Source organism: Pseudobutyrivibrio sp. MD2005 (genome assembly GCF_000621865.1).
Taxonomy (GTDB): domain Bacteria; phylum Bacillota; class Clostridia; order Lachnospirales; family Lachnospiraceae; genus Pseudobutyrivibrio.
Genome location: NZ_JHXE01000027.1, coordinates 1 through 10,953, shown reverse-complemented (window position 1 = coordinate 10,953; position 10,953 = coordinate 1). Strand labels below are relative to the sequence as shown.

The 10,953-nt window shown below is 39.5% G+C and carries 13 protein-coding genes and 1 pseudogene; 9 read left to right on the top strand and 5 right to left on the bottom strand.

Going from position 1 to position 10,953, the window contains the following annotated elements:
- Positions 1-378, top strand: a pseudogene (locus T498_RS16930) (ExeA family protein); the annotation flags it as partial.
- Positions 379-570: 192 nt separating this feature from the next.
- Here T498_RS16930 and T498_RS0109730 read toward each other — a convergent pair.
- Positions 571-1,098: a hypothetical protein gene (locus tag T498_RS0109730; RefSeq protein WP_028235743.1), complete on the bottom strand. Its 528-nt coding sequence runs from the start codon at positions 1,096-1,098 to the stop codon at positions 571-573.
- A gap of 226 nt (positions 1,099-1,324) precedes the next feature.
- On the opposite strand from T498_RS0109730, the gene T498_RS0109725 reads away from it, so the two are divergent.
- From T498_RS0109725 to T498_RS15495, 4 genes are read left to right on the top strand one after another with little or no spacing between them, the layout of a single operon-like run.
- Positions 1,325-1,660 carry a hypothetical protein gene (locus T498_RS0109725; protein WP_028235742.1) on the top strand — a complete coding sequence of 112 codons (336 nt, stop codon included), beginning with the start codon at positions 1,325-1,327 and terminating at the stop codon, positions 1,658-1,660.
- Positions 1,660-3,081: a Y-family DNA polymerase gene (locus T498_RS0109720; protein ID WP_036978328.1), complete on the top strand. Its 1,422-nt coding sequence runs from the start codon at positions 1,660-1,662 to the stop codon at positions 3,079-3,081. The genes T498_RS0109725 and T498_RS0109720 overlap by 1 nt, the downstream gene beginning before the upstream one ends.
- A 35-nt stretch (positions 3,082-3,116) precedes the next feature.
- Positions 3,117-3,344, top strand: coding sequence for a hypothetical protein (locus T498_RS15500; protein ID WP_036978326.1), 228 nt, complete (start codon positions 3,117-3,119; stop codon positions 3,342-3,344).
- 10 nt (positions 3,345-3,354) lie between these two features.
- On the top strand, positions 3,355-3,975 hold the full coding sequence (locus T498_RS15495) for an SOS response-associated peptidase (RefSeq protein WP_036978331.1): 621 nt from the start codon (positions 3,355-3,357) through the stop codon (positions 3,973-3,975).
- 13 nt (positions 3,976-3,988) lie between these two features.
- On the opposite strand, the gene T498_RS0109705 is transcribed toward T498_RS15495, so the two are convergent.
- Positions 3,989-4,747, bottom strand: coding sequence for a carboxymuconolactone decarboxylase family protein (locus T498_RS0109705; protein WP_036978324.1), 759 nt, complete (start codon positions 4,745-4,747; stop codon positions 3,989-3,991).
- Positions 4,748-4,965: 218 nt separating this feature from the next.
- Between T498_RS0109705 and T498_RS0109700 the strand changes: the two genes are divergently transcribed.
- A complete protein-coding gene (locus tag T498_RS0109700) occupies positions 4,966-5,544 on the top strand; it encodes a GDSL-type esterase/lipase family protein (RefSeq protein WP_028235739.1) in 579 nt (192 codons plus the stop codon).
- Between the two features lie 639 nt (positions 5,545-6,183).
- On the opposite strand, the gene T498_RS0109695 is transcribed toward T498_RS0109700, so the two are convergent.
- Positions 6,184-6,771, bottom strand: a complete 588-nt coding sequence (locus T498_RS0109695) for a 50S ribosomal protein L25 (protein WP_036978322.1) — start codon at positions 6,769-6,771, stop codon at positions 6,184-6,186.
- 332 nt (positions 6,772-7,103) lie between these two features.
- On the opposite strand from T498_RS0109695, the gene T498_RS0109690 reads away from it, so the two are divergent.
- Positions 7,104-7,586 (top strand): GNAT family N-acetyltransferase, encoded by a 483-nt coding sequence (locus T498_RS0109690; RefSeq protein ID WP_028235737.1) that lies wholly within the window; start codon positions 7,104-7,106, stop codon positions 7,584-7,586.
- Between the two features lie 32 nt (positions 7,587-7,618).
- On the opposite strand, the gene T498_RS0109685 is transcribed toward T498_RS0109690, so the two are convergent.
- Positions 7,619-7,924, bottom strand: coding sequence for a hypothetical protein (locus tag T498_RS0109685; protein ID WP_028235736.1), 306 nt, complete (start codon positions 7,922-7,924; stop codon positions 7,619-7,621).
- A 201-nt stretch (positions 7,925-8,125) separates the two neighbouring features.
- Complete coding sequence (gene sfsA, locus T498_RS0109680; RefSeq protein ID WP_028235735.1) at positions 8,126-8,785, bottom strand: DNA/RNA nuclease SfsA; 660 nt, start codon at positions 8,783-8,785, stop codon at positions 8,126-8,128.
- 164 nt (positions 8,786-8,949) lie between these two features.
- On the opposite strand from sfsA, the gene T498_RS0109675 reads away from it, so the two are divergent.
- Together T498_RS0109675 and T498_RS0109670 are read left to right on the top strand one after the other, a co-directional pair.
- Positions 8,950-10,539 (top strand): Y-family DNA polymerase, encoded by a 1,590-nt coding sequence (locus T498_RS0109675; RefSeq protein WP_028235734.1) that lies wholly within the window; start codon positions 8,950-8,952, stop codon positions 10,537-10,539.
- 16 nt (positions 10,540-10,555) lie between these two features.
- Positions 10,556-10,762, top strand: coding sequence for a hypothetical protein (locus tag T498_RS0109670; RefSeq protein WP_036978321.1), 207 nt, complete (start codon positions 10,556-10,558; stop codon positions 10,760-10,762).
- Positions 10,763-10,953: the final 191 nt, after the last annotated feature.

The window sequence follows — 10,953 nt, the reverse complement described above, 5'->3', positions numbered from 1 at the left end:
ATGCTGATGAACTTTAACTATGACTCAATCAACTGCTTTATCCTAATACTGTGTGGAGAATCAGCACTAAACTTCACCTTAGAGAAACCTGTTCATGAAGCATTAAAACAAAGAATCACTGTTCACTATGATTTCCAGGGTCTTGATGCTGACGAAACAGCTCAGTATATTTACCATAAGCTAAGCCGTGCAGGTGGCGCTTCCACAATCATTGACAGTAATGCCATCACTGCACTTGCCGGTTACAGTCAGGGCAATCCTCGACTCATAGACAATGTAATGACAAATGCTTTGCTTCTTGGTTCTCAGCTTCAGAAAAATACAATCGATGCTGATGTAATAATGGCTGCTGTGAATGAGCAAGCATTAACAAGTTGATATTCAATTTTCAATTTACAAGGCCATGCAAGTCATGGCCTTATCTAATCTCAGGAACCCCTGAGAAAAGATAAGACTACGACAATTCGTCGCAACTCAGATATATCTGTGTCGCACAGGTAAAAACCTGTCGCATTTCAAGAAAAGCTCGGTAAATTTAAATCGTCGCTGGCTCAGGCGAGAGCGCGTCGCTCAACATTTTAATGGCTTTCCATCTTTTCCTGTAAATGAACCATCTATCTCCTTTGAGCCGTAAAATCGAACATCTTCTAGAAATATAAACTTTACATATTCATTGAGAGTTGTAGTTACAGAATTCATTGTATCACCGTGTATTGTTTTAGCCTCGCATAACTTTATGATAAATTTATTCCATAATTTACGATATATTTCTTGTAAAAGGCTACTATTTGAATCAGGATCAACTAGCTTTACTTTGCCATACCCTTTATCATCCATAAAATCACAAGCTTTTTTGTAATACTTATTTTGATTCTCTGTAAAGCGCTCACCTTCAAATTTATAAATAAAAAACTTCTCAATGCTAGAATCAATCCCTATAAAATTTCCACTCTTTTTATTTAGCTCATCATCCGAACAGCCGCTTCTTTTCCAAATACAGTCATCTCGAAAATCATAGTCTACTAATTTTTTAGCATCACTCGCAAATTCATTTACTGAAAATCTTTTAGCTTTCAAATCCCTCATTGTAAAATCCATAAAAAACTCCTTTCATTTATCTAATCTATTTATATAAGCTCATACAAAACATATATATAATATATCATGTGTGGCGTATATATACACCTTATAACCAGTTTATCTATATCACTTAAATTTAATAATTTGTTCGATTTACAAGAATGCATGTTCGGGTGTATTATCTTCTTACAAAGCAAACATATTTTCGGAAACTTCGTTCGGTATTATAAAGGAGGTATTGCCTATGGAGCTTAATAATACAATCATCGCAGTAGATTTTGACAATACTTTATGCTATTCAGATTGGCCTAATCTTGGTGCACCTAATCTTCCACTTATCAAGTACTTGCAACGAGAAAAATCTGCTGGAAGCAAAATAATCTTGTGGACCTGCCGCGCAGGCAAGCCATTGGAGGATGCCGTTAGATGGTGCAAATACTATGGTCTTTTCTTCGATGCCATTAATGATAATCTTCCAGAAATAGTAGAGCTTTATGGCAATAACAGCAGGAAAATCACCTGTGACATATACATAGATGATAGAAACATGAAGCTTGAAGAATTGGTAGGTGTTTCCTGATGGATGTTTCTGATCAGCTACTAATCCCTAAATGCTACATTGCTATCGATATGAAGTCATTCTATGCCTCTGTGGAATGCGTGGCTAGAGGCCTCGATCCCCTTAAGGCCAATCTTCTGGTGGCTGCTGGCAGCCGCACGGATCAGACCATCTGCCTGGCCGTCTCTCCTGCCCTCAAAGCTATCGGCGTTCCAAGCAGGCCCAGGCTATTTGAAGCAAAGCAGGCTATCGCAAGATACGAAAGAGCTCATCACACCAGGATTTTTTACATCACTGCCGTTCCACGCATGCTGGAATATGAAAAGGTATCCGCAAAGATTTATGGCATCTTTCTAAAATATGTTGCTCCCGAGGATATCCATGTTTACAGCATTGATGAAAGCTTCATTGATTGCACTCCATACTTGCATCTATATGAAAACGCAGCTATAAAATCAGGCCAAAGTCCTGCCCACGTCATGGCTCTTACTATGATAAAGGATGTCCTAAAACAGACAGGAATCACTGCGACTGTGGGCATTGGAACGAATCTATATCTTGCCAAGGTGGCAATGGATATCGTTGCCAAAAAAGCTCCCGCGGATAAAGATGGCGTCCGCATAGCTGATCTTACCGAAGAATCATACAAGGCCCTGCTTTGGCCTCACAAGCCCCTGACTGATTTCTGGCAGATTGGAAATGGCAAAGCTCGTCGCCTGGAACGAAATATGATGTACACCATGGGCGATGTTGCCGAGCGTTCTCAGCTAGATGAGGAATGGTTTTATAAAACCTTTGGTATCGATGCTGAAATTCTAATCGACCATGCCTGGGGCATCGAGCCTGTTACAATGCATGACATCAAAAATTACAAATCAGACAGTCACTCTCTTTCCAACGGACAGGTGCTACCTAGGCCATACAAATATGAGGAAGCCTGCATCGTATTTAAGGAGATGATTGATATCCTCTGCTGCGACATGTACAAGAAAAATTTGGTGTCATCTCGGTTCACCTGGTGGGTAAGCTACGATTACAAAAGTCTTGAATACTGTCCTCACTACGATGGGCCGCTGGCAATTGACTGGTATGGAAGACTACACCCCGCCCACTCTAATGGCACCGTAAATCTTCGCAACGCAACCAATACTTCAAAGCTAGTATCAGAAGCGATTATGAATGATGTAATTAAGAAAACTGACCATAGGATTTTATTTCGCAAGCTCGGACTTTGCGCCTGCAATATTCAAAATGATTGCGGCTATTTTCAACTGGATCTTTTTACTGACTATGATTCTATCAACAAAGAGAAACAAATCCATGCAGCGCTATTAGAAGTGCGAAATAGGTATGGAGCTAATGCTATATTGAAAGGCCTCAACCTATTGGACGGCGCCACAACACGCGAAAGAAATGAACAAATAGGAGGACATCGAGCCTAACCTAATAATTTTGTAATTACAATCGAGGAAATGATATGATTACTGATAGATATAAAAAAGTCTATGAAAGAGGCAAACCGAAGCATGGGCCTTTTGATGATTTTTCAATCAAGCACCCCGCTATGGACTTGTCCAGACGTGCTAAAATTTTTAGCCCTTTCGATGCACTAAAGGGATTTAACGAAGAAATCGCAAGTACAGAATCAGCATTCGAATCAAACTTTTCTGATTTAGAGCATGTACCTGCCGAGGAATACCCATAGGAGATTTTATATGTGTACCAGATATGCACTTGATATAACTCAACCAGAATTAAAAGAAATAATAGATATTGCCAAGAATGCTCCACTTACTACAAAGTTTGTGGATACTCACGCCAGGCCTCTTATCACAGATGGCGAAGTCCGCCCTACAGATATAGTCCCAGTGATTGCACCTAATTCTAAAGGAGAAAAATGCGTATTTCCAATGCAATGGGGCTTCACTGCCAGAGACAATAAGCGTTCCTTATTTAATGCTAGGCTTGAAACTGCTGGTGAAAAGCCAACCTTCAAGGATGCTTGGCAATCTCGCAGATGTATCGTGCCTGCATCTAACTACTATGAATGGGAACACTTCAAAAGCCCTGATGGCAAGGTAAAAACCGGCGACAAATATGCCATACAGCCTGCAGGCAGCACCGTTACATGGCTGTGTGGCCTATATCGCATTGAGAATGGTTATCCAGTTTTTGTGGTTCTCACCAAAGAACCAACACCAGAGCTCGCTAAGATACATGACAGAATGCCACTTATGCTCCCAAAAGAAAAGATCAACGATTGGATTAATCCTTCTTCTAATCCAGCAGATTTGATAAAGTTCGCTCTGGCAGATACTGTTGCTGAGAAAGCCTAAGTTGTATGTACTTTTACTGAATTTTCAAATAGTCTTCATTAGTTACAGCTTCACACCATTCATTACTTGTATCTTCACCATCTATTTCAATTGCAAGATGTGAAAACCATGAATCAGCTGCTGCTCCATGCCAATGTTTAACATTTGCAGGAATATTGACTACATCACCAGGCTGAAGCTCTCTAGCTTCCTTTCCTTCTTCCTGATAAAATCCTCTGCCGCCTACACAAATAAGCATCTGGCCACCACCACTCTTTGCATGATGTATATGCCAGTGATTTCTGCATCCTGGTTCAAAAGTTACATTGAAAATCGGAATCTGCTCTGTAGATACAGGTATAAGATAGCTCTGTCCATCAAAATACTGTGCATAGGCATCATTAGGATCACCAATTGGGAAGAAAATAGTGTTCTGATAACGATCCTTATCCGATAATTCGGCGATAGGCTCATTATATACTTCTTTTGCCAGATTAAACACTGCCCATGCCTTTGGCCATCCAGCATAAAAAGCTACATGTGTTATAATTGCAGCCATTTCCTTTTGTGTAACACCATGATTTTTCGCATTCTGGATATGATATTTCAAGCTACTATCTGTAATTCCCTGTGACATAAGTGCCACAACTGTAATTATGCTTCGTGTCTTTACATCAATATCCTGATTATTCCAGTTTTCTCCAAACAAAATATCATCATTAAAATGTGCAAACTCTGGTGCAAATTCTCCAAGCTGAGTTCTTCCTGCTGTCTGTACTATCTTTTCGCTCATTATATTCACTCCTTTTTAGCTAGTTCCTGTTATTATTGACATCATGTCAGTCAATAATTGGATAATATCACTCTTCTGACACTGCGTCAACACATTTTGTATTCATCTCCTTGAATAATAATCAAATAATAACTATCCTAGAATCAAAAGGCGATGCTATAAAGCTATTGCGGTTCTTTCGATATTAACTGTACTTGTCATAAAATGAGGTAAATTCCATGAAGAAACTAATACTATTTGGAGATTCAAATACTTACGGCTATGACCCAAGAGGTTTCTTGGGTGGCAGATATCCCGAAGAAATTCGTTGGACTACTCATGTAAAAAAAGCCTTGGGAAACAACTACGAAATCATCGAAGAAGGAATGAATGGCCGAATGCTACCAGAATTAGGGCACGGCCACTTCACAACACTCCTTCAAGGGCTAACAAGCGACGACGTATTTGTTATGATGCTTGGAACCAATGATATCTTGCTTACAAATCATCCAAATGTAGCCGCCACTCTAAAACGCCTTGATGACATCCTAGACTATGTAAATCAGCATTGTCTTGCTAAATTTATCCTTATTGCACCACCATACATCAGTGCCCTAGAGCCGGAACTTAAGCTCTATCACGACTGCAGTGTAGAAATGAATGAAGGCTATATGAAATTAGCTAACGAACATAGCATTAATGCCATCAATGCTGGCGCCTGGAATATAGAGATGGGCTATGATGGCGTTCATTTTTCAATTGAAGGACATCATCAATTTGCAGAATCTCTGCTGCAGGCTTTGGCGGAAATATTGTAAAATGCTGATTTATAGGTATAATAATGGGCCAATGTTTACTGAAAGCAATGTTACTTTGCAATTCCATATTTTACTGGTAAATTATTAAATTCTATTAAATCATCGCCTGGATAAATGAAAATACATTTTTTCTAAAAAAACTTCTAAAAAAATGTAGTCTGCAAATTTATTTAACCCATATTATCCATAATGTAGACTAATTATCAATTATATTCCCCATTATAATGTCATTGGGGTGCATTTTTTCTATATATCTTATCCAAGAGAATCACTCATTGAAAAAACTACATTATTATTTTATATTTGCAAAAAAATAATGTAGTTTAATGATTACAATTCCCTTTCTTCTATTCAAACCTGCCCATCTTCATTAAATTATTTTAACTATCCACGACTTCTTGTAGATTACTCAGAAATAGGCCCTCGAATATGGCAAATAACATTTTTTTTCTGAACTAATGTCTATGCTATTCTCCTGAGAATCAAGCTTATATCTTAAAGTCTATAAATGAATTACGAGAGGGTAAAGGCACTGCCCATGAATTAATTGAGGTAGACGATAAATAAAAAAGCTAGGAGCAAAATTTGCACCTAGCTTTTTATTATGGGAGACTCCAAACGGGATTTCCCTAAAAGTCTTTATGAAGCGGCCTGAGTAGAATCCTCTTCTTCATCAGCTTCTGCTACTTTATTCTTTGCTGCAATAACTTCAACCACTACCTGATCAGCTCGTGTAGTTACCTCAACCTTTTTGTTCTTTGCAATCGCTAAATCTGCAACCGTAACTGTATCACCAAGTCTAAGTGTACTGCAGTCGATTTCAATCTTTTCAACTACATCCTCAGCTTTTGCTTTGTAAGCAACCTCAGAAACTAGCTGCTCTAAAACACCTTCGGTAACAGCTTCCTTGTTCTCAAGAACAATTTCTGCTGTTGCATGAATTACCTCGCCCTTAACAAGCTCCTGGAAATCCATCTCTACAATCTGATGCTTAGCAGCATCATAATGCAGTTCCTTAAGTAACACATTGTACTTCTTTCCTTCCAAATCAAGAGTCACCTGAGTGTGCCCGCTCTTTCTAAGAGCTTCAGCCTCTTTAACCTCGAACTGGAGTGGGATTGATTGCTCGATATCCTTACCGAACAGGTTACCTGTAACGTAGCCTTCTCTTCTCAACCTCTTTGCCTTCTTTTCCATGTCACGTCTTTGTACTCTGTAAGTATCCATTTGTCTCTTCCTCCTAAAATACAAATATTTGAGCAGGGAAATTTGCGGAATGTCGATATTCAATTGGCGTTTCGTTTGTTTCTCGTGTTCGACTATGTTATAGTCCTCTTTTTACAAATAGTCAAGTCGTTTTATAATCAGCAGAAACGTCCATGTATGAACGTTTGCCCATTATATAGTCATCATACGCAGTCTCGGCATCTTTTCTTTAGCATACTATGATAGTAGGTAAATCGCAAGCTGACTATCTTTTTCTCTTTGAAAAGTTAACGCCACTTGAATAATAGTTAAATAATAACTATCCTAAAATGGTATGTAGAAAGGAATTAGAAATGATTATTAGAACTGCAACTATAGATGACCTCACTTCAATTTCAAAAGTGGAAGCCGCATGCTTTCCACCTGCAGAAGCAGCTACTTCCGAAGAATTTAAAGACAGACTAGCTCATTACGCCAACCACTTTTGGCTCATGTTTGATGATGATAAATTAATCGCATTCGTCGATGGTTTCTGCACAGATGAGCCAAATCTCACTGATGAAATGTATGCAAAAGCCGCCTTACATAATGAAAATGGAAAATGGCAGATGATATTTGGCGTTAATACTCTACCAGAATATAGAAATCACGGCTATGCAGGCGAATTAATTAAACGTGCAATTTCAGATGCTAAAAGCCAAGGCCGCGCAGGGCTTGTTCTTACCTGCAAAGATAAGCTTCTCCACTACTATTCGAAATTTGGATTTGTAAATGAGGGTATAAGCGAATCTGTGCATGGCAATGTTACTTGGTATCAGATGCGATTAACTCTATGATGGATAATTTCAGATTTGCTCACTAAATACCTCTAATCATCAATATTATCAAATATCCCTGCTTGCCTATAGTTATTCCAGGCAGCATTATAACTTTCAGCAGCCTTTTTATCCATTATCTGCTTTCTATCTGAAAGTATCGCTAACATCTCATCTACAATCTCCACCTCTGGAAGATGATCATAATGCGCCATATATTCAAGCATCCTTCCAGCAGTAAAATCAGTATTTAAATTATCAGTTATCAAAGCAGCAAAATCTATTGCGTAACCATCCTCTACAAGAGTGTTATAAAGCTCCTTGCTGAGTGATGATTTTTTGCGCTGATCAAATGACATTTCTTTTCCTCCTGAAATATATTAATTATCGCAACCCAACGATATTATGCAGCATTAGAAAAGATTTGCGATAGCAAAATTTCGAATTAGTCCATTTTTTATCACAAGCCAACGAGTATATACTGGTCCTAAGCGACTTTGCGATAAAAAAAGGCTGTTTTTACTAAATTCTTATCACAAATTTTATTGGAGCCCGCAATGTTATGTTAACTTGTGATATATCTCTAAACTATCTTTATCCACCTTGCATTTAAGGCAAAGCACTTCTACTCCTGCCTGCTTTGCCTCGGCAAGGGCTGTGCCAAACTCTGGATGAGTATCAATATTGGGCCGTACTTCTGCTACTCCTTCCACTTGAATTACAAATGCAACAGCAGTTTTAAACCCATGTTTGGCAGCCTCGGTAAGCTCTCGCAAATGTTTAACCCCGCGCTCTGTTGGGGCATCAGGGAAATATCCAATACCATCTTTGATAAGGGTGCAGCCCTTTACTTCCATAAGGTATTTTTCATTCCCTTTTTCCATGTAAAAATCGATTCTCGAATTACCGTATTTGTATTCCGGAATCACCTTGTCGTAATCTTGCTTTAAAAGCCATTCCTTTACCACGGCATTAGGCGCCTGTGAATCGATGTTTATAATTCCAATTGGTGTCTCGACTGCAACCAAATCATAAGGAGTCTTTCGTTCTGGATTCTTGGCTTTCTCAAGATACACCGTGGCCCCTTTTACCAACAACTCCTTACATCTGCCCGTGTTCTTCACATGAACCGTAACCGGATTTCCTTCTATTTCCACATTTGCAATAAACCTATTAGGTCGCTCTATAAATTTTGCTTCTACTATTTCGGTGTATTTCATGCTCATCTCCTGTAAATACTACGAACTTCTAAATCTATCATATGCATATCTTGAATTATATATAAAACTTCGCCATTCTTGAAGCCCAGTTTTTCAGGAATCTATATCAATTTGACAAGCACATTTGTTCGGGTATATATTTATAACAAAGGAGTATGTATTACATGAACAACACGCGAACCTACATCGCCATAGATTTAAAATCATTTTATGCATCATGCGAGCTTATGGATAGAAAGCTTGATCCTCTCACTACAAATCTTGTTGTAGCGGATTCATCGCGCACAGAGAAGACCATCTGCCTTGCCGTAAGCCCATCTCTTAAGGCCTATGGCATTTCTGGTAGAGCCCGATTGTTCGAAGTTGTTCAGCGTGTAAAGGAAATCAACGCAGAGCGTTTTTATAAAGCAAAATCCCTAGGGGCTCTTGTTAAGGATTCCGTCACTGGAAAGCTACAGTTTTCCGGAGCTTCCTCCGATGCTGAGGCCCTCAAATCAGATCCATCTCTTGAGCTTTCTTATATCACTGCTCCCCCTCGCATGAAGCGTTATGAGGAAGTTTCCACATTCATTTATACCATCTATCTTCGCTATGTCTCTTGGGAAGACATTCACGTCTATTCAATCGACGAATGCTTTATAGATGTTACAGCATACCTAAACACCTATGGTTGCACTCCTCGTGAGCTGGCTATGATGATGATTCACGACGTTATGGAAGAGACTGGAATCACTGCAACTGCTGGCATCGGAACCAATTTGTACCTTGCCAAGATAGCCATGGATATTGTAGCCAAACATGTTCCCGCAGATAAAGACGGGGTACGTATCGCAGAATTAAATGAGCAATCCTACCGTGAGCTTCTCTGGTGTCATACACCCCTTACAGATTTTTGGCGTGTTGGCGCAGGTATCACTCGCAAGCTCGCAAGTCTTGGTCTTTTTACCATGGGTGACATTGCCAGAATGAGCATTAAAAACGAAGACATTTTATACAAAGCTTTTGGTATCAACGCCGAGCTCTTAATTGACCACGCTTGGGGCTGGGAGCCAACCGAAATATCCACAATTAAAAGCTACAAGCCTCAAACCAATAGCATCTCAAGTGGCCAGGTTCTCATGGAACCCTACACCACAGATAAAGCTCGCATTATAGTCAAAGAAATGACAGAGCTTTTAGCACTGGATCTAGTTCGTAAAGATCTAGTCACTAAAAAAATCGAGCTTACTATAGGCTACGACAGAACCAGTCTTGAATACGGTTACAAAGGCAAAAGTCCTGCCGATTCCATCTTTGTGCTAAAGGGCACAAATAAACGTTACACTGGTAAGGTGTCCGTAGATCATTTTGGACGCCCTCTGCCCTACCATGCCCACGGCACCGGCAACATAGACAGATGGACCAGCTCCACCTCCCGTATTATGGAAGTAATGATGGAACTTTATGACCACATTATCGACCCTGAGCTTTTAGTTCGTCGCATCACTGTTGTTGCCTGCAATCTTATCACTAACGAAGAGATCCCTGCAGATGAGCCTTTCCAGATTGATCTTTTCACTGATTACGATGCCCTAGAACGTCAAAAAGCAGCCGAGGCTGCCGCAGACGAAAAAGAGCGAAAGCTTCAAAAAGCAACTCTTGCCATGCAAGATAAATTCGGGAAAAATGCTGTCCTAAAGGGAATGAATCTTCAGGAAGGCGCCATGACCATGAAACGAAACAAACAAATCGGAGGCCATGCCTCCGGCGATTAGTTAAATAGGAGTTTTTATGTCTGTAGGAATCACTAGAAAAGAAGACGATCCTAGAATCGTTTATAAAGATATAATCGACATGCCACATCATCAATCAGAGACTCATCCACATATGAGTCTCTACGACCGCGCGGCGCAGTTTATGCCATTCGCTGCTCTCACTGGCTATGAAGATATGATTGATGAAGCCGCCAATGCTAGCAAAATTGATCTAGATGAATAGATGAATCGATGATACTACTTTTCGTTAGTAATGTCTAACGATATATGAATTATGTAATATATATTTGACATTTTTCATATCCCAATGTATACTTCAGGTTAATAGTAGTCCGAGAGTCCCGTTTGTAATACAAGACTCCCGTTTTGTAAGTGAAAATCTAGTTTTGTAAATGAGATTCCCACTTTGTAAAT